18 protein-coding genes and 1 pseudogene are annotated in these 21,792 nt (G+C 61.7%); 3 read left to right on the top strand and 16 right to left on the bottom strand.

The annotated features are described in order from the left end of the window. Positions 1–9: 9 nt before the first annotated feature. Positions 10–1,137 carry an acyl-CoA dehydrogenase gene (locus tag H043_RS0111320; protein ID WP_027611962.1) on the top strand — a complete coding sequence of 376 codons (1,128 nt, stop codon included), beginning with the start codon at positions 10–12 and terminating at the stop codon, positions 1,135–1,137. Between the two features lie 15 nt (positions 1,138–1,152). Beyond that, entirely contained in the window at positions 1,153–1,926 is a 774-nt protein-coding gene (locus H043_RS0111315; RefSeq protein WP_007968973.1) for an enoyl-CoA hydratase, read from the top strand. 186 nt (positions 1,927–2,112) lie between these two features. On the opposite strand, the gene H043_RS0111310 is transcribed toward H043_RS0111315, so the two are convergent. From H043_RS0111310 to arnB, 14 genes and pseudogenes are all read right to left on the bottom strand, one after another. Beyond that, a complete protein-coding gene (locus H043_RS0111310) occupies positions 2,113–3,264 on the bottom strand; it encodes an acyl-CoA dehydrogenase family protein (RefSeq protein WP_027611961.1) in 1,152 nt (383 codons plus the stop codon). Between the two features lie 3 nt (positions 3,265–3,267). After that, positions 3,268–4,374, bottom strand: a complete 1,107-nt coding sequence (locus tag H043_RS0111305; protein WP_027611960.1) for an enoyl-CoA hydratase/isomerase family protein — start codon at positions 4,372–4,374, stop codon at positions 3,268–3,270. 254 nt (positions 4,375–4,628) lie between these two features. Further along, complete coding sequence (locus H043_RS0111300) at positions 4,629–5,318, bottom strand: HPP family protein (RefSeq protein ID WP_027611959.1); 690 nt, start codon at positions 5,316–5,318, stop codon at positions 4,629–4,631. Positions 5,319–5,472: 154 nt separating this feature from the next. After that, positions 5,473–6,651 (bottom strand): MFS transporter, encoded by a 1,179-nt coding sequence (locus H043_RS0111295; protein WP_027611958.1) that lies wholly within the window; start codon positions 6,649–6,651, stop codon positions 5,473–5,475. A gap of 142 nt (positions 6,652–6,793) precedes the next feature. After that, on the bottom strand, positions 6,794–7,312 hold the full coding sequence (locus H043_RS0111290; RefSeq protein WP_027611957.1) for a GNAT family N-acetyltransferase: 519 nt from the start codon (positions 7,310–7,312) through the stop codon (positions 6,794–6,796). An 80-nt stretch (positions 7,313–7,392) separates the two neighbouring features. Continuing rightward, a complete protein-coding gene (locus tag H043_RS0111285) occupies positions 7,393–8,991 on the bottom strand; it encodes a glycosyltransferase family 39 protein (protein WP_027611956.1) in 1,599 nt (532 codons plus the stop codon). Between the two features lie 15 nt (positions 8,992–9,006). Further along, positions 9,007–10,367 (bottom strand): annotated as a pseudogene (locus H043_RS0111280) (UDP-glucose/GDP-mannose dehydrogenase family protein). Beyond that, entirely contained in the window at positions 10,364–10,777 is a 414-nt protein-coding gene (arnF, locus tag H043_RS0111275) for a 4-amino-4-deoxy-L-arabinose-phosphoundecaprenol flippase subunit ArnF (RefSeq protein WP_027611954.1), read from the bottom strand. The pseudogene H043_RS0111280 and the gene arnF overlap by 4 nt, the downstream one beginning before the upstream one ends. Continuing rightward, positions 10,774–11,118: a 4-amino-4-deoxy-L-arabinose-phosphoundecaprenol flippase subunit ArnE gene (gene arnE, locus H043_RS0111270; protein WP_027611953.1), complete on the bottom strand. Its 345-nt coding sequence runs from the start codon at positions 11,116–11,118 to the stop codon at positions 10,774–10,776. The genes arnF and arnE overlap by 4 nt, the downstream gene beginning before the upstream one ends. Continuing rightward, a complete protein-coding gene (arnT, locus tag H043_RS0111265) occupies positions 11,115–12,764 on the bottom strand; it encodes a lipid IV(A) 4-amino-4-deoxy-L-arabinosyltransferase (RefSeq protein WP_027611952.1) in 1,650 nt (549 codons plus the stop codon). Before arnT ends, arnE begins: the two co-directional genes overlap by 4 nt. Further along, on the bottom strand, positions 12,761–13,645 hold the full coding sequence (gene arnD, locus H043_RS0111260) for a 4-deoxy-4-formamido-L-arabinose-phosphoundecaprenol deformylase (protein ID WP_027611951.1): 885 nt from the start codon (positions 13,643–13,645) through the stop codon (positions 12,761–12,763). Before arnD ends, arnT begins: the two co-directional genes overlap by 4 nt. Next, on the bottom strand, positions 13,645–15,636 hold the full coding sequence (gene arnA, locus H043_RS0111255) for a bifunctional UDP-4-amino-4-deoxy-L-arabinose formyltransferase/UDP-glucuronic acid oxidase ArnA (protein WP_027611950.1): 1,992 nt from the start codon (positions 15,634–15,636) through the stop codon (positions 13,645–13,647). The genes arnD and arnA overlap by 1 nt, the downstream gene beginning before the upstream one ends. Then, positions 15,633–16,664 carry an undecaprenyl-phosphate 4-deoxy-4-formamido-L-arabinose transferase gene (arnC, locus tag H043_RS0111250; RefSeq protein WP_027611949.1) on the bottom strand — a complete coding sequence of 344 codons (1,032 nt, stop codon included), beginning with the start codon at positions 16,662–16,664 and terminating at the stop codon, positions 15,633–15,635. The genes arnA and arnC overlap by 4 nt, the downstream gene beginning before the upstream one ends. Beyond that, on the bottom strand, positions 16,661–17,809 hold the full coding sequence (gene arnB, locus H043_RS0111245; RefSeq protein ID WP_027611948.1) for a UDP-4-amino-4-deoxy-L-arabinose aminotransferase: 1,149 nt from the start codon (positions 17,807–17,809) through the stop codon (positions 16,661–16,663). The genes arnC and arnB overlap by 4 nt, the downstream gene beginning before the upstream one ends. 439 nt (positions 17,810–18,248) lie before the next feature. On the opposite strand from arnB, the gene xerC reads away from it, so the two are divergent. After that, entirely contained in the window at positions 18,249–19,139 is an 891-nt protein-coding gene (gene xerC / locus H043_RS0111240) for a tyrosine recombinase XerC (RefSeq protein ID WP_027611947.1), read from the top strand. Here xerC and H043_RS0111235 read toward each other — a convergent pair whose 3' ends face one another. Together H043_RS0111235 and H043_RS0111230 are read right to left on the bottom strand one after the other, a co-directional pair. Beyond that, positions 19,140–20,198 carry an ABC transporter ATP-binding protein gene (locus H043_RS0111235; RefSeq protein WP_027611946.1) on the bottom strand — a complete coding sequence of 353 codons (1,059 nt, stop codon included), beginning with the start codon at positions 20,196–20,198 and terminating at the stop codon, positions 19,140–19,142. It lies immediately after the preceding gene. Further along, the gene (locus H043_RS0111230) at positions 20,195–21,790 is read right to left on the bottom strand and encodes an iron ABC transporter permease (protein WP_049827871.1); all 1,596 of its coding nucleotides are present in this window, start codon (positions 21,788–21,790) and stop codon (positions 20,195–20,197) included. The genes H043_RS0111235 and H043_RS0111230 overlap by 4 nt, the downstream gene beginning before the upstream one ends. Positions 21,791–21,792 lie beyond the last annotated feature (2 nt).

The following is a 21,792-nucleotide window of genomic DNA, read 5'->3' as shown; positions in this document are numbered from 1 at the left end:
GGATTCACCATGATTCCCAACGAAGACCAGACCCAGATCCGCGACATGGCCCGGCAGTTCGCCGAGGAGCGGCTGAAACCGTTCGCCGCCGAGTGGGATCGCGAGCATCGTTTCCCCAAGGAAGCCATCGGCGAAATGGCCGAACTGGGCTTCTTCGGCATGCTTGTGCCGGAGCAGTGGGGCGGCTGTGACACCGGCTACCTGGCGTACGCCATGGCCCTGGAAGAAATCGCCGCCGGCGACGGCGCCTGCTCGACCATCATGAGCGTGCACAACTCGGTGGGCTGCGTGCCGATCCTCAAGTTCGGCAACGACGACCAGCGCGAGCGCTTCCTCAAACCGCTGGCCAGCGGCGCCATGCTCGGCGCCTTCGCCTTGACCGAACCGCAGGCAGGTTCCGACGCCAGTAGCCTGAAAACCCGCGCGCGCCTCGAAGGCGATCACTACGTACTCAACGGCTGCAAACAGTTCATCACTTCCGGGCAGAACGCCGGGATCGTGATCGTGTTTGCGGTGACCGATCCGAGTGCCGGCAAACGCGGGATCACGGCGTTCATCGTGCCCACCGATTCGCCCGGCTACAAAGTCGCCCGGGTCGAAGACAAGCTCGGCCAGCACGCCTCCGACACCTGCCAGATTCTCTTCGAAGACGTCAAAGTGCCGGTCGCCAATCGCTTGGGTGAGGAGGGCGAAGGCTACAAGATCGCCCTGGCCAACCTTGAAGGCGGGCGGGTCGGTATCGCGTCGCAAGCGGTGGGCATGGCCCGCGCTGCGTTCGAAGCGGCCCGCGACTATGCACGTGAGCGCGACACTTTCGGCAAGCCGATCATCGAGCACCAGGCCGTGGCCTTCCGTCTCGCCGACATGGCCACGCAGATCGCCGTCGCCCGGCAAATGGTGCATTACGCCGCGGCCCTGCGCGATAGCGGTCAGCCGGCGCTGGTCGAGGCTTCGATGGCGAAACTGTTCGCCTCGGAAATGGCCGAGAAGGTTTGCTCAATGGCGTTGCAGACGCTGGGCGGTTACGGTTATCTCAACGACTTCCCGCTGGAACGCATCTACCGCGACGTGCGCGTCTGCCAGATCTACGAAGGCACCAGCGATATTCAGCGCATGGTTATTTCGCGCAATCTCTGACAAGGAATCTTGCCCATGACTTACGAAACGATTCTGCTGGAAAACCACGGCCGCGTCGGCCTGATCACTCTCAACCGGCCGCAGGCGCTGAATGCCCTGAACGCGCAACTGGTCAGCGAAGTGAACCATGCCCTCGATGGTCTGGAAGCGGATGCGAACATCGGTTGCATCGTCATCACCGGTTCGAAGAAAGCCTTCGCCGCCGGCGCCGACATCAAGGAAATGGCCGAACTGACCTACCCGCAGATCTACATGGATGATCTGTTCAGCGACAGCGACCGTGTGGCCAACCGCCGTAAGCCGATCATTGCTGCGGTCAACGGCTTTGCCCTCGGTGGCGGCTGCGAACTGGCGCTGATGTGCGACTTCATCCTGGCCGGTGACAACGCCAAATTCGGTCAGCCGGAAATCAACCTCGGCGTGCTCCCGGGCATGGGCGGCACCCAGCGCCTGACCCGCGCCGTGGGCAAAGCCAAGGCCATGGAAATGTGCCTCAGCGGGCGGATGATCGATGCGGTGGAAGCCGAACGCTGCGGCATCGTTGCGCGGATCGTGCCGAGTGATGAACTGCTCGACGAGGCGCTGAAAGTCGCCGCAGTGATCGCCAGCAAGTCGTTGCCGATTGCGATGATGATCAAGGAAAGCGTCAACCGCGCCTTTGAGGTCAACCTGACCGAAGGCGTGCGCTTCGAGCGCCGGGTGTTCCATGCGGCGTTTGCCACGCAGGATCAGAAGGAAGGCATGGCGGCGTTTGTGGCCAAGCGTGCGCCGGAATTTCAGGGCAAATAATGCGCTGAGCTGACTGACGCCTTCGCGAGCAAGCCCGCTCCCACACTGGATCTGCGTACGACGCAGATCCCATGTGGGAGCGGGCTTGCTCGCGAAGCTTTTGAGGCAACATCAAAAGATCGCAGCCTTCGGCAGCTCCTACACCGGTTTCCTGTAGGAGCTGCCGAAGGCTGCGATCTTTTGCTTTTACAGTTGGTAGTTCTTCAGCTCCCGCGCAATTACCATCCGCTGAATCTCGCTCGACCCCTCGTAGATCTGGGTAATCCGCGCATCGCGGTAGTACTTCTCGACCGGATAGTCTTCCAGATACCCATACCCGCCATGAATCTGAATCGCCGAAGAACAGACCTTTTCGGCCATTTCCGAGGCGAACAGTTTGGCCTGTGAGGCCTCCGACAGGCACGGTTTGCCCGCCGTGCGCAGGCGCGCCGCGTGCAGGATCATCAAGCGCGCCGCGTTGATTTGCATGTGCATGTCGGCCAGCAGGTTGGCGATGCTCTGGTGTTCGTTGATCGGCTTGCCGAACTGGATGCGATCGCGGGAATACACCAGCGCCGCCTCAAACGCGGCCCGGGCGATGCCCAAGGCTTGCGCAGCAATGCCGATGCGGCCGCCTTCGAGGTTGGACAGGGCAATCGCCAGACCCTTGCCGCGCTCGCCGAGCAGATTGGTCTCGGGAATGCTGCAGTTGTTCAGGGTCACCGCGCAGGTGTCGGAGGCACGGATGCCCATTTTGTGTTCGGTGCGATCGACGATGAAACCCGGGGTATCGGTCGGTACGAGGAACGCGGAAATGCCTTTCTTGCCCAGATCCGGATCGGTCACCGCAAACACGATCGCCAGTTTTGCCCGTTTGCCATTGCTGACGAATTGCTTGGCGCCGTTGATCACCCACTGGCCGTCGCGCAGTTCGGCGCGGGTGCGCAGGTTGTGCGCTTCGGAGCCGGCCTGCGGTTCAGTGAGGCAGAAGCAGCCAATCGTCTGGCCACTGGCGAGATCCGCCAGCCAGGTCTTTTTCTGTTCTTCGCTGCCGTAATTCAATACCGGCCCGCAGCCCACCGAGTTGTGGATGCTCATGAACGCGCCGGTCGCGCCATCGCCGGCAGAGATTTCTTCCACCGCCAGCGCATAGGCCACGTAATCGACGTAAGTACCGCCCCATTCCTCGGGCACCACCATGCCGAGCAAACCGAGTTCGCCCATCTTCGCCACCAGCGCGTCGTCGATCCAGCCGGCCTTTTCCCAGGCTTGCGCATGGGGCGCGATTTCACCACGGGCGAAGTCCCGGGCCATGTCGCGGATCATCACTTGCTCTTCAGTCAGTTCGAGATCGTGCATGGCTCAGCTCCCGCTCTCAGTAAAACCGTGGAAGAAACTCGCGACATGCCCGGCGTCCAGCGCAGCAAGGGTCGGCGGGTTCCAGCGTGGTGTCTTGTCTTTGTCGATCAGCAGGGCACGTACGCCCTCGATCAGGTCGCCGCGCTCGAACCACTGACGATCCAGATGCAGTTCGAGGGCGAAACACTGTTCCAGGCTCAACTGGCGACCGCGACGGAGCATCTCCAGGGTCACGGCCATCGCCAGTGGCGAGCGGGTCTGCAGCAGGTCAGCGGTGCTCGTCGCCCACTCGTGGCTGTCGGCGACGGTGACCGCACGCAGTTGCTCGACAATGCTCGGTACGTCCGGCAGGGCGAAGAAGTGGTCGATGGCCGGGCGCAGTTTCTCCAGCGGCGCATCGGCCAGGGTTTGCACGCCGTTTTTGGCGAGCAGGCCCTGCAGATCCTTGAGCGGCGTGTCGCGCCATTCCAGATGATCGAGTTGTTCGTCGAGGCTCGACAGTTTGCTGCTGTCGACAAACCAGTCCGCCAACCCGCAGTACAACGCATCGGCCGCGCGAATCTGCACGCCACTGACGCCCAGATAGATCCCCAGTTCACCGGGAATCCGCGAGAGGAAATAGCTGCCGCCGACATCGGGGAAATACCCGATCGCCACTTCCGGCATCGCCAGCCGGCTCTTTTCGGTGACCACCCGCAGATCCGCGCCTTGCACCAGGCCCATGCCGCCGCCGAGGACGAAACCGTCCATCAAGGCCAGCACCGGTTTGCGGTAATGATGTAGCGTCAGGTCGAGGGCGTATTCCTCGACGAAGAAATCTTCGTGCAGCGTGTCGCCGCTTTTGAAGCTGTCGTACAGCGAACGGATATCGCCACCGGCACAGAACGCCTTTTCACCGGCACCGCGCAGCACTACGGCGTGCACGCTGGCGTCAGTCGCCCAGGCATCGAGTTGCTGCTGCAACTGACGAACCATGTCGAGGGTGATGGCGTTGAGACCGGCGGGGCGGTTGAGGGTCAGGTGACCGATGTGATTGCGAACCTCGGCCAGCACTTCGTCTGGCGTGGCATCCATGGACGGCGTCCGCGGGGATGAAGCCTGAGCAGTCATCACTAACTCCCTGCTTTTATTGTCTTTATTCGAGAAGCTCGCGCGCGAGCGTTGACGGATCGTAACAGTGCAAATTTGCCGTGTACAACCGGGATATGTGCAGGGGGAGTTTGCGTTTTTGCAGCAGGTTGAGGATTGCCTTTGTGGCGAGGGAGCTTGCTCCCGCCGGGCTGCGAAGCGGCCCGACACGGCGGTTTTACGACTGCTGCGCAGCCGAGCGGGAGCAAGCTCCCTCGCCACAGAGATTCAGGTGCTTAACGGGAGAAAACTTCGCGGATGCTGCGGCGTTTGGCGTGCAGTTCGCTGGCGTGGATCAGTTGTTCGAGGTCTTCGGGAGTGACGTCGATGAACGCTTCCATGTCGGCCAGTGCCAGTTTCAAATCCTCAGCGGTAATGGCCTGGCTATCCACCGGCACCAGTGCCGGCGCTGGCTCGGCCGGGCGCTTGGGGTAGCGGATGCGCGTCAGGTTGTTGTAGGCCAGGGCGCTGAGCAGCATGCAGGCGGCGGCGAGCATCACCGGTTCCATGGCTTTCCAGTCCATGGCGATGGTGGCGGGATCGGCCAGCACCAAGGTCAGCGCCAGTGCGCCGGCCGGCGGATGCAGGCAACGCAGCCAACACATCAGGATCAGTGCCATGCCCGCCGCCAGGCAGGCGCTGCCGAGGGTTCGGCCGAGGACGTGGGCCACCAGCAGCGCGACCACGCTGGCGCACAGGTAGCCGCCGATGATCGACCAGGGTTGCGCGAGGGCGCCCGATGAGACGGCAAACAGCAACACCGCTGAAGCGCCCAACGGCCCGATCAGGTGATACGCGACCTCAATGCCGAACACCTGACTGCACGCCCAGACGCTGAACAAGGTGCCCAGCGCCATGCCGATGGCGGCGCGGCTCCATTCGGTGGGGCGGGTGTTGATGGCGGCGGGCAACCAGCGAGCGAGCATGTGAATCGGGTCCTTGCAGTAAATTCGGGGCAAAAAAAAGGACTTGTCCGTTTCGGAAAGTCCTCGAAGCGTTCCAACTATTGGGGGAGGAACGCGCACAGTGTGCCGTGCAAAGTCGATGCTGACAAATTCATATAAATGCTGCTTCAGTGCATTATTTTTGAATTGTCGCCACGCGGCGTCCACTGACAAAACACAGATACCCACCCAGCCCCGCCAGAGCGCTCAGGGCGTAGAACATGCTCGGCGCCGGCGTGTGCATCAGCAGGAACCCGCACATCACCGGACTCAGCGCACCGCCCAGTGCCGCGAGGTTCTGCGCGCCGTAGTAACTGCCGCGCAGCTCTTCGGGAGCGAGGGTGTCGACGAAGAGGAAATCCGCCGGGTAAATGATCATCTCGCCGAGGGTGAAGATGAACATCGCCACGCACCAGCCGACCAGACTGTCGGCCATGCTGAAACCGATCAGGCCAACGATGAACAACGCGGTGCCGCCGGCAATCCAGAACCGCAGGTGCTCACGCTTGAGAAAGCGCCCGATCTGGTATTGCAGCAGGATCACCGTGATCGCGTTGCAGGCGAGCAGGGCGGCCATGGTGTCGAGGGTCTGCTCTTGCGTGTGGGTCACCAGCAGATACTGCGACAGGTACAGGGTGAAGCGCCCGTGAACCAGGGTGCTGAGCAGGCAGCCGAGGGTGAACAGGATCATCGTGCGGTCGTTTTTCAGGATGATCAGGGTGTTCAGGAAACTCTGTGGGGGGCTGGCCTGCGACTCCGGACTGGCCTCACGGGACACGCCCAGCAGCAGAAAAACGCTGCCAGCGGCAATCAGCCCCGCGACGATAAATGGCGCTGAAGGCTGAACCCCGGCAATCACCACGCCGATCATCGGGCCGACGGCGTAGCCGATATTCGTCAGCGTGTAGTTCAGCGAAAACGCCTTGACCCGCTGGCCGACCGGCAGGTTTTCACTGAGCATCGCTTTGGAACAGATCAGGAACAGCGCCGACGCCGTTTCACTGATGATCAGCACCAGTGTGACCAGGTACAGATTCTGCGCGAAGGTCAGCAACATCAGGCCGACACCGCTGGAGAGCATGGTAAGGATCAACAGTTGACGCTTGTCGAGGCGATCAATGATGTAGCCGCCGTACAGCGACAACAGCGTGGCACTGAACACCGCGATGCCCAACAGCAGGCCGACGTCCTGCGGGTTGAGACCCAGTTTGTTGCTGAGGAACAGGGTCAGCAGCGGACTGATCAGGGCACGGCTGATGACGATGCTCAGCGAAGTGATCATCAGTCGGCGGATCAGGCGGGAGTAGGTGGCCACGGCAGTGCAAATGTCCTTATTTTCATGATGAGAAACCGTGTGGGAGCGAGCCTGCTCGCGAATACCGAGTGTCAGGCACCAACGCAGTTGACTGACCGGACGCTATCGCGAGCAGGCTCGCTCCTACAAGGGATTTGTCCTGTCAGGGCAATTTCAGGTGCATGGCGCAGCGTCGCTCGGCGGCAAAGCCATGCTCGATTTCTTTCTGCAGAGCATCGAGCAAATGCGCTGCGTGCTCACCGGGTGCGACTTCCACAAACCCCATCCGCTGATAAAACGGCGCATTCCACGGCAGGTCGCGAAACGTGGTCAGGGTCACCGCGCGCAATTGCTCATGGCGGGCATGTTCGATCGCAGTCAACACCAGTCGACGACCCACGCCTTGCCCCTGAAACGCCAGGCTGACGGACAGTTCTTCAATGTGCAGTTGGTTGTCGAAATCCAGCGCGCGAATAAACCCTGCCAGTTGCGCCGAGGTGTTTTCGGCGACCCAGACGTAGGCATTGTCGATGGCTTGGCGGTGTTGCGCGGCGCTTGCCACGTCGGTGTCGGCAAGCCAGGCGAGGGTAGGATCTGTGCGAAACAGCTCGGCGGCCGAGCGTTCGATGGCGGGGAGGGCGGCGGCATCATTCTGCCGCGCCCGGCGTACAACAAAACTCATGGTAAACAGTCCCTGTAGAAGCTGCCGCAGGCTGCGATCTTTTTCCTGAAAGCACAAAAGATCGCAGCCTCAATCAGTTCCTACAAGGGCTTCAGATACAACAGCACGTAATCGTTCTTGTCGAAACGCCCGGTCAGCACCGGTTGCAGGCTGGCCAGCGAGGTGCCTTGCAGCGATTGCAGGTCCTTGCTGTCCATCATCAACCAGGCCGGGGCTTTGAGGGCTTCGAGTTGCTGCACCGTTTCGGTGAACTGCGGTTGCAGATCCTGCTCGACGTTGACCATGAACTTGATCGCCTTGGCGTCTTTGCCCATGCCGTGCAGCACCAGCGGGGCCGGGTTCTGCTGCACCTGCGCGAAGGCAGCACGACTGAACGCCTGCGTGTCGTACAGACGTCGCTCCACCGGTTCGAACACCGCGGCATACACCGTCCACAAGGCTAACACCGAGCACAGCGCCAACACTTCGGCCCGCCAGCGCGGGATCATCAGACGCGACAACGCGAGTAATTGCAGAACGCCGAGCACGACCAGCACCAGGGTGATGCCGTCGAGCTGCTCGGGAAAACGGCGCTTGGCAACCAGCAGGGCCACCATCAACAGTCCCGGCGTCACCAGCCAGATACCTTGAATCACCCCACGCAATACGCGGAACACCCGACCGTGCAGCACCTGAAACGGGTACGCGGCGATGATCGCCGCCATCGGCAACATCGGCAGCAGGTAACGCGCCTTCTTCGCCTGTGGAATCGACAGGCCGACCATGACGATCAGCCCGGCGGCGGCGCAATATTGCACCAGACGCAAGGCCGGCCCGCGCTGATGCGGTTTGCTCAGCCAGGTCGCGGCCAACGCCAGGATCGCCAGCGGATACGCCAGTGCGTAATTGCCCATCGAGCTGGTGAAGTAATACAGCGAACCGCTGACGCCTTCGCTGCCGTCCATGCGCCCCATGAACTGCATGCGGATCACGTCCTGCAGGAAGGCTTCGCCACCGCTGAGTTTCGCCAGCCACAACAGCAGGCTGACACACGCTGCGAGTAACACAGAAGCGATCACGCCGAACACGAAGAGGCGTTTCCACTCACGGTTGAGCAGGTAGTAACTGCAGAGCATGCCGGTCGGTACCACCAGGCCGATAGGCCCGCGAATCCCGAAGCCCAGCAACAACAGGACAAAGATCAGCGGCCAGCGCCGGCGCGAGCCGAAGTGGTCGTGCGCATAGCCCAGATAAAACACCGACAGCGCCACGGCGGCGAGCATCAGGTCTTGCGACACCGCGCGCACTTCGGTGACGAAGGTGCTGGTGAGCATCAACAGCGCGATGCTGATCAGGGCCCAGCGCTGCGAATGCACCGCCAGCAAACGGTACATCAATGTCACGATCACGCCGCCGGCGATGGCGCTCGGCAGCCATGCCGTCAGGGTGTTGACCGCGCCAAAGGGCAACGACAACAACCAGATGAACAGCGTCGAGAGGGCTGAATAGTCGGCGTAAGGTTGACCGTAAGTGGTCGGGAATACCGTTGGCCCGTGTCGCAACATTTCCTGGGCAAACAGTACGAACCGTGAATCGAAGCCAATGGGCGCCTGTCCGTAAACCCCGGCGATGAACAGCAACAGTGCCAGCAGTCCTGCGATCAGGGACTGCCGGCGGATGACAGGCGACAACGTGATCAAGCGACGTCCGCTTTGTCAGACCATTGCTGCAGCGGCATCGGCAGTTTGCGCGAGTCGCCACGGCCGATCGGGAAGTACTTGAAGCCGTTGCGCGCCAGACGCTCGGCGTCGTACAGGTTGCGGCCGTCGAAGATCACCGGGGCTTTCAGGCGTTGCTCGATCAGGTCGAAATCCGGCGCCTTGAACTGCTGCCATTCGGTGCAGATGATCAGCGCATCGGAACCCGCCAGCACCGATTCCGGGGTGCCCATCAGCATCAGTTTTTCTTCGTTCGGGTACAGATGCTGGGTTTCCTGCATGGCTTCCGGGTCGAACGCGCGCACGCTGGCGCCGGCGGCGAACAGCGAATCGAGCAGCACGCGGCTCGGTGCGTCGCGCATGTCATCGGTGTTTGGTTTGAACGCCAGGCCCCACAGGGCGAAGGTCCTGCCGCGCAGGTCACCCTTGTAGAACGCGTTAATACGGTCGAACAGCTTGTGCTTCTGCCGCTCGTTGATCGCTTCGACCGCTTGCAGCAGGTCGCTGGAGCAATGCGCCTGTTCGGCACTGTGGATCAGCGCGCGCATGTCTTTCGGGAAGCACGAACCGCCATAACCGCAGCCCGGGTAGATGAAGTGGTAACCGATGCGCGTGTCGGCACCGATGCCCTGACGCACCGACTCGATGTCGGCGCCCAGGTGTTCGGCCAGTTCGGCAATCTGGTTGATGAAGCTGATCTTGGTCGCCAGCATGCAGTTGGCGGCGTATTTGGTCAGCTCGGCGCTGCGCAGGTCCATGAACATGATGCGGTCATGGTTGCGGTTGAACGGCGAGTACAGGTCGCGCATCACATCTTGCACTTCGTCACCTTCGCAGCCGATGACGATGCGGTCCGGACGACGGCAGTCGGCCACCGCCGAACCTTCCTTGAGGAATTCCGGGTTGGAGACGATATCGAACTGCAACTCACGACCGGCCTTGTCCAGCGCGGTTTGAATGTGCGCACGCAGGGTGTCGCCGGTGCCGACCGGTACGGTGGATTTTTCCACCAGGATCAGCGGCTGCTCACGGTGGCGCGCCACGGCGTCACCTACCGACAGCACGTATTTCAAGTCAGCCGAGCCGTCTTCGCTGGACGGTGTACCGACGGCGATGAACGCGACGCGACCGTGCTGTACGGCGAGTTTTTCATCGGAAGTGAAATGCAGGCGGCCGGAGTCCAGGCCTTCGCGCACCAAGCTCGACAGGCCCGGTTCGAAGATGCTGACGTGACCCTGGCGCAGCAGTTCGACTTTCTTCTGATCGATGTCCATGCACACGACGTCGTGACCGACTTCGGCCAACACGGCGGCCTGCACCAGGCCAACATAACCGCTACCAAATACTGTGATTTTCATGGAGCACTCCTGAATTCGGGCGCACGAGACGGACGAGTGTTAATAGTGATGACCCCGAGCATGACCAGTGCCACGCCCAGCGATTTAGTGAAACTGAACGATTCGTTGAACAGCGGCAGACTGGCCGCCAGCAGGTACACCAGCGCGTAGCTGATGCTCAATAGTGAATAAGCCCGGCCCAACGGCAGATCGCGCAATGCCGCGAGCCAGCAGAGCATCGACAGGGCGTAGGCGAAAATCGCCGCCACCACCACGGCCAGTGCCGACAGATCGACACTGCCGGCGCTCAGCGCCGTCAGCCATTGTTCCGGTTGCGGCAGGCGCGTCATGCTCCAGCGCATGCCCAGTTGCGCGCCACTGACCAGTCCGACGCTGGCCAGGGCAAAACCAATACCGCGTGCCTTGTTCATGACTGTTGCCCCAGTAAAACCACGCCGCCGATCACCAGCGCCACGCCCAGCCAATGCTGACGGTCGATGGGCTCGCGAAAAACGAAGCGGGCGATCAGGGTGATCAGCACGAAGTTGAGGCTGAGCATCGGGTAAGCGATGCCCACTTCAAGACGTTGCAACACCAGCAGCCACACCAGCAGCCCGCTGCCGAGAGCAAACAGCGCCAGCCACAACCATGGCGAACGCAGTTTGTCGGCCCAGGACGAATCAACGCCGCGCCAGCTCTCCACGGCGAATTTCTGCGCGACTTGCCCCAGGCACGTCAGCAGACACGCCGTCAGTAACAGCAACCAACTCATGACGGATCCTTGGGCAGCACCATGATCACCAGATTGCCCGACTCATAACGGGTACCGTCCTTGGGCAGCAGGTCCAGCTCTTCGAGCTCGTCCTGACCCTTGACGCGCATCAGCACGCCGACCGAGCCGCTGCGGCGAGCTTCACGTACCCATTGTTGAACGTTGTCCTTGGTGAGTCGGCGTTCAGCGCCTTCCGGGTAAGACAGACCGTATTTGAGTTCGCCGACCGTGTTGTACAGCGCGACCTCTGGTTGTTTCATGCGCCAGGCCAGCGCTGCCGCCGCACCCAGATCATTGCTCAGCAGATGCGTGGCGCCGGACAGTTCGGTGACATGGTGGCGGATGAACTGATCCGGGGTTTTGTTGGCCACCACCGACTTGGGCAACGCCGCCGGCAGGATTCCCGCCAGCAACAGACTGCCCAACGCCGGCGCCGCCCAGCACTGCAACGGCAGGAACGCTTGCGCCAGGTTGGCGATGATCCAGCCGATCAGGGCGATGAACACCAGCACCAGGCTGTGCAGTTCGTGGTCGTACACCGGTTTGTTCAGTTGCAGGTAAACCAGTGCGATCAGCGTGACCACACCCAGCATCAGGTTCAGCAGGCCGTTGATCCCCAGTGCCCGACCTTGTTCCAGACGCAGGCGATCAGCCAGCGCATTACCCAGCAGCAGTGCCAATGGCAACAGGCACGGCAGAATGTAGGTCGGCAGCTTGCCGTTGCTCAGGCTGAAAAAGCCCAGCGGCAACCACAGCCACAACAGCAGGAAGACCATGTTCGGCTGGGCCCGGGTTTGCCAGGCTTGCTTGAACGCGGTCGGCAACAGGCCAACCCACGGCAGACTGAATGCAACCAGCAGTGGCAGGTAGAACCACCACGGTGCATCGTGCTGCGCATCGTCACCGGCAAAGCGGCGGATGTGTTCGTGCCAGAAGAAGAACCGCCAGTAATCCGGTTCTTGTGCGTGCACCGCCAGCGCCCACGGCAAGCTGACGATGATCGCGATGGCGATCGCCACCGGACCGAACACCAGCAGTTCGCGCCAGCGTTTTTGCCAAAGCATCCACGGCAACGCGATCAGTACCGGCAGCAACCAGGCGAGAAAGCCCTTGGTCATGAAGCCCATGCCGCAGGCCAGCCCCAGCAGCGCCCAGGCGCCCAGACGGTGCCCGGTGCTTTTGCTGTCGAGCGCAAACCACAGCGCCACCAGGCTCAGGTTGACCCAGAAGGTGAATTGCGGATCGAGGTTGGCGTACCCGGCCTGACCGGCGACGACTGTAAAGCTCATGTAGAGCAGGGCGCAGACGAAGCTCTTGCGCGGATCGTTCCATAACCTGCGCGCGACCAGGTAGGCCAGCAGCACACTCAAAGCCGTGCTGAGGGCCGAGGCGAAGCGCACGCCGAACAGATTCTGTCCGAACAATTCCTGGCCGATGGCGATCATCCAGTAGCCGGCAATCGGTTTCTCGAAATACCGCAGCCCCATGAAATGCGGCGACACCCAATTGCCACTGAGCAGCATGTCCTGGCTGATCTGTGCGTAACGGGTTTCGTCGGGGATCCACAGGCCATGGGTGCTCAATGGCAACAGATAGGCCAGCAGACAGAGGCCGACCAACAGCGGCAGTGCCCAGCGTCTGGTCATGCGCCTTGCACTCCCAGCCAGCCTTCACGGCCTTCGAGCACACCGCGTTGCACGCGGCTCACGGGCAGGGTGTTGAAAAACTCGGGCAACAAGTCGCCCAAGGGTTTGAAGTCAATGTGGCGCTGGCGTGCATCGGCCAGCAATTGACGAAAGTCCTGAGCCATCAGAATCCCTTCTACTTCGGCATGAATGGTGTAGACGTTGAGTGCTTGCGACTGGAACCGGTCGAGGATGAAGGCGTTGAAGTCCTTCGCCGCCACGTGCGGGCCGACGACTTCGTCGAAGGTCGGCAGGTCCACCGGAATCTGCGGAGTGCCCAGCGAACCGTCCGCCAGCAGCGGACGGAACAGGCTCTGCCCGCGACAATCGCTGTTGTAGCGAAAGCCGAAGGCCTGTTTGGCCTCGATCACGCGCTCGTCCGCACGCCAACCGGCGGCGGCCGAACACTGGATCTTTTCTCCGAGGATGTCGCTCAACGTGTCGACGCCCTGACGAATCTGTTCGATCAGTTGGGCATCGCTCCAACGCCCGGCGTTGGCCTGCCAGCCATGGTGATCCCAGGCGTGCAGGCCGACTTCGTGACCGGCGTCCCGGGCCTGACGCATCAGGTGCCCGAGATCACGGCCAATCGGTTTGCCGGGCCAGGCAGTGCCGGCCAGCAAAATGTCCCAGCCGTAGAGGCCGGCAGCGTTGGAGCGCAGCATTTTCCAGAGGAACTGCGGGCGGATCAGGCGCCACAGATGCCGACCCATGTTGTCCGGGCCGACACTGAAGAAAAACGTTGCCTTGACCTGCGCCTCGTCGAGCATCTCCAGCAGCCGCGGCACACCTTCACGGGTGCCACGGTAGGTGTCGACATCGATACGAAGACCTGCCTGCATTACTTCTTGTCCGCGATTTCGAGCATGGCTTCACGCAGGAAGAAGTCCAGGGTGTTGCCGATGGTCTCGCGCATTTCCACGGTCGGCTCCCAGTTCAGCAGGCGCTTGGCATTGGCGATGCTTGGCTTGCGGTGTTCCACGTCCTGGTAACCGGCACCGTAGAACGCCTTGCTTTCCACGTCGCGGAAACCGGCGAACGGCGGGAAGTTGTGGCGCAGCGGGTGCGCTTCGAACTGACGCAGCAGCTCTTCGCCCAACTGACGGATGCTGGCTTCGTTGTCCGGGTTGCCGATGTTGATGATCTGGCCGTTGCAGACATCGTTGTCGTTGTCGATGATCCGCGCCAGGGCTTCAACGCCGTCAGCGATGTCAGTGAAGCAACGCTTCTGCTCGCCACCGTCGAACAGACGGATCGGCGTACCTTCCACCAGGTTGAGGATCAACTGGGTGATGGCGCGGGAGCTGCCGATACGCGCTGAATCCAGACGGTCCAGACGCGGGCCCATCCAGTTGAACGGACGGAACAGGGTGAAGTTCAGGCCCTTGGCGCCGTAAGCCCAGATCACGCGATCCAGCAGTTGCTTGGAGACCGAGTAGATCCAGCGCTGCTTGTTGATCGGACCGACGATCAGGTTCGAGCTGTCTTCGTCGAAGTTCTTGTCCTGGCACATGCCATAGACTTCCGAGGTCGACGGGAAGATCACGCGCTTGTTGTACTTGACGCAGTAGCGCACCAGTTTCAGGTTCTCTTCGAAGTCCAGTTCGAATACGCGCAGCGGATTGCGGGTGTATTCGATCGGCGTGGCGATGGCCACCAGCGGCAGGACCACGTCGCACTTCTTGATGTGGTACTCGATCCACTCGGAGTGAATGCTGATGTCGCCTTCGACGAAGTGGAAGTGCGGGTGGCTGCGCAGACGGTCAATGGCGTCGGAGCCGATGTCCAGACCGTAGACTTCGTAGCGGTCGTCACGCAGCAGGCGCTCGGACAGGTGGTTACCGATGAAGCCGTTGACACCGAGGATCAGCACACGAGTGCGACGTGGCGCACGACCGGATTCGGCGCCGCGCAGCAGCGAGCCATCGACCAGACCCAGTTCGTTGGCCAGTTGCGGGCCGCTGAGGTACAGGCCGTTGTCGTTGCGCTGACCGGCGTTGATCACCAGCGAGTCCTGACCGCAGGCAATGCGCAGCGGATCGACGCTGATCACGCGACCTGGCGCCTGGCCTTCGTTGCCCTTGACGACCTCGGCGCTCCAGACAATCAGTTTGTGCTCGCCCACGGCGCAGAACGCGCCCGGGTAAGGACGGGTGACGGCGCGCACCAGATTGAACAGTTCTTCAGCCGGTTTGGCCCAGACCAGTTTGCCGTCCGCCGGGGTGCGGCGACCGAACACGGTGGCTTTCGATTCGTCTTGCGGGGTTTCAGTGATCTGGCCTTGCAGCATGTTCGGCAGGGTGTCGCGCAGCAGGTCGCTGGCGGCAGTGCGCAGTTTGGCGTGCAGGGTCAGGCCGGTGTCGCTGCGGTCGATGGCAACGCGCTGCTGGGCAACGATGGCGCCAGCATCAGCGCGCTTGACCATACGGTGCAGGGTGACGCCGGTTTCGGTTTCGCCGTTGACCAGCACCCAGTTCGCCGGAGCGCGGCCGCGATAGCGTGGCAGCAACGAACCGTGCAGATTGAACGCGCCTTTTTTGGCCAGGGCCAGCAGCGGTTCGCTCAGCAGGTTGCGGTAGTAGAAGGAGAAGATGTACTCCGGGTCCAGCTTGGCGATGCGCTCGATCCACAGTGGGTGGTTGGCGTCTTCCGGCGCGTGGACCGGGATGCCTTTGTTGGCGCACAGCTGTGCAACCGAGGCATAGAACGCGTTTTCTTTCGGATCATCGGCGTGAGTGAACACTGCTGCAATGTCATAGCCGCTGTTGAGCAGGGCTTCAATGCCGGCGCAGCCAATATCGTGGTAAGCGAAGACAACAGTTTTTGCACTCATGAGAGAACCTGATCGGAAGTGGAAGAAGTAGCGGTAGAAGAAAGACCATCAACGGTGACGGCAGGGGCCGGATCGGCCGGCTGGCTGCGCAACACCTTTTCGATGAAGAAACGTGGACGGGCGCGCACATCGCTGTACATGCGGCCGAGGTATTCACCCAGCAGGCCCATGCCGATGAATTGGCCACCGGTGAACACGAACAGCACGGCGAACAGCACGAACATGCCGTCACCGGCCCAACCGGCACCGAAGGCCAGACGCAAGACAATCAACGCAATCGCGAACAGCACGCCCAAGCCGGCCATGGCGAAGCCGACGATGCTCAACAGACGCAGCGGGGTGGTGGTCATGCAGGTGACCAGATCGAACATCAGGTTGATCAGGCGCATCGGGCTGTATTTCGAGTCGCCGTGTTCACGCTCGGCGTGGGCCACGACGATTTCGGTGGTGTGACGGGCGAAGCTGTTGGCCAGGATCGGGATGAACGTGCTGCGTTCGCGGCAGGCGAGCATCGCGTCGATGATGGTGCGGCGGTAGGCGCGCAGCATGCAGCCGTAGTCGCTCATGGCGACGCCGGTGGAGCGCTGCACGGCGAGGTTGATCAGCTTCGACGGGTAGCGGCGCAGCGCCGAATCCTGACGATTGCCGCGCACGGTGCCGACCACGTCGTAACCTTTTTCGGCTTCGGCCACCAGTCGTGGGATTTCTTCCGGCGGGTTCTGCAGATCGGCGTCGAGGGTGATCACCACGTCGCCCTTGCACTGTTCGAAACCGGCCATGATCGCGGCGTGCTGACCATAGTTGCGGTTGAGGATGACCGCCACGAACGGGCTGTTTTCACGCCCGGCGGCTTCTTCGAGCATGTTCGCCGATTCGTCGCGGCTGCCGTCGTCGACCAGCACGATTTCAAAATCGTGGTGCAACTGGCGGCAGGCCACCTCGGTACGACGCAGCAGCTCGGGCAGGCTTTCCTGTTCGTTGTAGACCGGGATGACGATCGACACGCTACGGATTGGATAAGGTTTCACAGGCGTTTTTCCATGATGTGTGCGATGGCACCGACCACCCGGTCAAGGTCTTGACCGGTCATGTCGGGGAACAGCGGAATCGAGCACAGCCGCGCCGAGTTCCATTCGGTGTTGGGCAGGTACAGGTCGGGGTCACGCTGGCGATACCAGGTGTGCAGGTGGGTGGCGATGAAATGGATACCGGTGCCGATGCCCTGATCCTGCAACGCCTTCATGAAGGCTTCGCGATCCATGCCGCAACGCTCGCTGTCGATGCGCAGGATGAACAGGTGCCAGGCGTGTTGCTGGGCATAGGCGGGCAGGGCCAGCGGTTGCACCGGCAGGCCTTCGAATTTTTGCAGGTAGCTGGTGGCCAGTTCGGTGCGCCGGGCGTTGATTTCGTCCAGACGTTGCAACTGCACCAGGGCAATCGCGGCGTTGATGTCGGCCAGGTTGTACTTGAAGCCCGGTTCCATCACTTGCGCCTGCGGCTTGCGGCCACCGGTCAGACGGTCATAGGCGTCAACGCCCAGGCCGTGGAATTTGAGCATGCGCACGCGGCTGGCAAGGGCTTCGTCGTCGGTGACGAACATCGCGCCTTCGGCACAGGTCATGTTCTTGATCGCATGGAACGAGAAGATCGCCGTGCCTTGCGAACCGACGTGGCGCCCCTTGTAGCGGGTGCCGGCGGCGTGGGCGGCGTCTTCGATGACCGGGATGCCGTGCTTGTCGGCCAGGGCGTACAGCGGATCGAGATCGAATGCAGCGCCGGCATAGTGCACCGGAATGATTGCCTTGGTCCGCGGAGTGATGGCCGCTTCGATGCGCGCAGCGTCGGTCATCAGCGTGTCGCGGTCGACATCGACAAACACCGGTTTGGCGCCCAGCAGGGAGATCATGTTGGCGGTCGAAACCCAGGTCTGCGACGGGGTGATGACTTCGTCGCCCGGGCCGATGCCCAGGGCCAGCAGCGTGATGTGCATGCCGCCGGTGGCCGAAGACAAGGCCACCGCGTGCTTGCAACCCACGTACTGCGCAAACTGCTCTTCGAGTGCCTGGTTTTTCGGCCCCGTGGTGATCCAGCCCGAGCGCAACACCTGCTCGACAGCGGCAATTTCCTCATCGCCAATACTTGGGCGGGAGAAGGGGAGAAACGCCTGACTCATGGGCACCTCATTACAAAAAAAATAAAGGATGGATTCACGCGGTTATTGGATCCAGCCTCAGCGTAGACACAGAAAAGCGCTCCTGCATCAATAACTTGGCAAAAAAAGCATGACGTCGGGGATTGATTGACTTTTCACGATTTGCCCGGCAGGTTGGGGCATAGCCACTACCGAACCTATGGGAATTAAGGTTATGCCGGTTTTTGTGAAAGGAACATGAAAAACCGGTTGGCGAATCGTTTATCTGTCACTTATACAGCCGCTGTTCAGGCTTCTGCCGTCCATCGCAGTTTTTTGTCGGACAGTGCCGCTCAAGTACCTTCTTTACTTCAAGTACATTGCATTTGTTAGTTGTTGTAGTGCTGTACGTTTTTTACTCAAGGTTTAACGTTTGATTGATTTAGTTGCTGCAACCCCCGACGCTCCAAAAACCAACCCGATGAGCCTGTACCTCGCGCGTTTGGCGCCCTCCAGCCAACTGACCATGCGCTATGTGCTGCAAGATGCGGCCGATCGCCTGGGCTTTGAAGACATGAATGTCGAAGAGATTCCCTGGCATGCCTTGCAACCGGAAGATGTTGTAGCGCTGGTCGCTGCATTACGCGCAGACAACTACGCACCGAACACTTCTTCGTTGTATGTGAATGCGGTGCGCGGGGTGATGAATGAGGCCTGGCGCATGAGTCTGATCAGCCAGGAACATCTTTTGAAGATGCGCTCGGTCAAGGGCATCGCCGGCACGCGGCTGTCTCAGGGGCGCAATCTCAAGCGCACGCTGATTCACGAATTGATGGAAGTCTGCGCCGCCGACCCACGCCCGCAGGGCCTGCGTGATGCAGCAATCATCGCGCTGCTGTACGGCACCGGTATGCGCAAGTCGGAATCGGTGGATCTGGACCTGAATCAGGTCGACTTCAGCGAGCGCAGCCTGTGCGTCACCGCCAAGGGCAACAAGCAGTTGATCAAGTACGCGCCGGCATGGGCTTTCAGCAAGCTCGATGCATGGCTCGAACTGCGCCGCTCGCAGCTCAAGGAAGGCGAGAGCGACGATGCCTTCCTGTTCAACCGCATTCGCCGTGGCAGCCACATTACCCGCGAGCGCATCACCAAGCATGCGATCTACTACATCGCTCGCCAGCGCGGCACGCAGGTCGGGGTGAAGATCATGCCCCACGATTTCCGTCGCTCGTTCATCACTCGGGTGATCGAGGAGCACGACCTGTCGATCGCGCAGAAACTGGCGCATCACAGCAACATTCAGACTACCGCCAACTACGATGTGCGCGATGACAACGAGCGGCGGCGGGCGGTGGATCGCTTCGATCTCTGATCAGTTCAGGCCAAACACATGCGCCGCACCGAGTACCGACAGCTGCACCGCGCTGCCGGCGGGCGGCGCGTGCATGCCGGAGCTGCGCACCAGAATCGAACGGGCCGGATCCTGAGTCGCGGATGAGCTCAGTTCAACGGTCAGGGTACAGGTGTTGCCGGCAAAGTCACGGTCGGTGACCAGCGCATGGCAGCCTTGACTGTCAGATGCCCCTTCGGCGATCTGCAATTGCTCGGGGCGCAGCATGATCTGCGCGGCGCCGCTGAAGCCGTTGCTGTTCACCGCCACCGGACCCAGATCGCAATGCGCCCAACCCGCCTCGATTCGCGCGGGCAGGACCACCGCTTCGCCGAGAAAGTGCGCGGTCTGTTCATCCTGCGGATAGCGGTAGAGATCCATCGGATGCCCGGACTGCACCAGCCGGCCGCTGCGCATCACCGCCAATTGATCGGCAAACGACAACGCTTCACTCTGATCGTGGGTCACCAGAATGGTGGTGACGCCGGCGTCTTCGAGCAGGCGCGCGACCATTTTGCGCATGGCACTGCGCAAACCGGTGTCGAGGGCGGAGAACGGCTCGTCGAGCAGCATCAGCCGTGGCTGTTGTGCCAGAGCGCGGGCCAGCGAGACCCGCTGTTGCTGGCCACCGGACAATTCGTGGGGCCAACGGTTGGCCATGTTGGCGTCGAGGGCGACGCTGTCCATCAACTCAAGGATGCGCTGGGTGCGGGCCGCACCGGTCAGGGCCAGGCCGAAACCGATGTTCGCCGCCACCGTCATGTGCGGGAATAACGCGCCGTCCTGCGGGACGTAGCCGATCTGCCGTTGATAGGCCGGCACTGCGTGGCTGCGGTCGACCAGCGTCTGGCCGTTGAGCGTAATGCTGCCGCTGTCGGGAAACTCGAAGCCGGCGATCATCCGCAACAGCGTGGTCTTGCCGGAACCGGAGGGGCCGACGATCACCGTGCGGCTGCCGGTCGGCACGTTGAGGCTGACGTCGTCGAGCGCCTTCTGCGCGCCGAAGGTTTTACTGAGGTTGAGCAGTTCGAGAGCGTTCATCGGCCAGCGGTACGCCTGGATTGGTGATAGAGAATGGCCGTCAGCGGCAGTGAAAGCAGGATCATCAAGAACGCGTAGGGCGCGGCGGCGGCGTAATCGATTTCGCTGGTCATCGCCCAGAAACCGGTGGCGAGGGTGCGTGTGCCGTTGGGCGCGAGCAGCAGGGTTGCGGTCAGTTCATTGGTGATTGCCAGGAACACCAGTGCCGCACCTGCCGCCGCGCCGGGGGCCGCCAGGCGTACGGTGATCAGCCACAATGCGCGTATCGGCGAGCGGCCAAGGCTTTGCGCGATGTTTTCCAGCTCGACCGGGGCCTGTGCGAAACCGGCGCGCAGGCTGACCAGCGCCCGGGGCAGGAACATCAGCAGATAGGCCAAGAGCACCGTGATGGTGGTCTGGTAGATCGGCCGGGCGAAATGAATGGTCACGGTGACCAGCGCCAAAGCAACGACAATGCCGGGCAGTGAACTGGTGATGTAATTGCAGCCTTCCAGCAAGCGCTGCAGTTTGCCCGGCGAGCGGATCGACAGCCACGCGATGGGGATCGCCGCGACACTGGTCAGCAATGCGCCGGCCACTCCGTAAGACAAGGTTTGCAGCAGCGCCGGCAGCAACTCGTCACCTTGCCAGACCTGCACACCACCGGCCACCAGCCAGCGGCCCAGCGTGAGCAACGGCACACCGAGGGCCAGCAGGCAGGTCAGGGTTTGCAACAGTAACGCCAGAGTTGTCGCGCCACGCCCCAGTTGCACGCTGCGCTGGTCCCGGGCGCTGCCGGAACCGACTCGCGCATAGCGGGCGTTGCCACGGGCGGCAGATTCGGCGGTGAGCATCGCCAGACAGCACAGCGCCAGAACGCCAGCGAGCATGTTGGCCGCCGGGCCGTTAAACGTCGATTTGAACTGATCGAAGATCGCCGTGGTGAAGGTGTCGAAACGGATCATCGCGTACAAGCCGTACTCGGCCAGCAAATGCAGACCGACCAACAACGCGCCACCGCAGATTGCCAGGCGCAATTGCGGCAACACCACCCGAAAGAACACCGCCCACGGCTTGAGTCCCAAGGATTGCGCGACGTCTTCAATCGCCGGATCGAGACGGCGCAAGGTCGCGGCAATCGGCAAATACAGAAACGGGAAATAGGCGATCACCGACACCAGCACACCGGCCGGCAGACCGTGGATCGACGGAATCAGGCTGACCCACGCATAACTGTGGACGAACGCCGGCACGGCCAGCGGAGCCACCGCCAGCACTGACCACAGGCGTCGGCCGGGCAGGTTGCTGCGTTCGGTCAGCCAGGCCAGGGCGGTTCCGAGCAGGATGCACAGCGGCAGGGTGATCAGCACCAGCAGCACGGTGTTGATCAGCAATTCGCCGACCCGCGGGCGAAAGATCAGAGCTTCGATGGTCGCCCAGCCGGTGTACCACGCCACGCCGATGACGAACGCAATCGGCAGCAGGGACAACAACGACACCAGCACCGCCGAGCTCACCACCCACGAACTGCCACGCCCGGCCAGCGTGCGGGGCGGGTGAAGGAGGCTGGCGGCGGCCGTCGCAACGGCCGGTGCAGGCAAGGTTTCGGGCATCA

The organism is Pseudomonas sp. URIL14HWK12:I6, assembly GCF_000514195.1.
GTDB lineage: Bacteria > Pseudomonadota > Gammaproteobacteria > Pseudomonadales > Pseudomonadaceae > Aquipseudomonas > Aquipseudomonas putida_A.
This window is presented reverse-complemented; position numbering and strand designations above follow the sequence as displayed.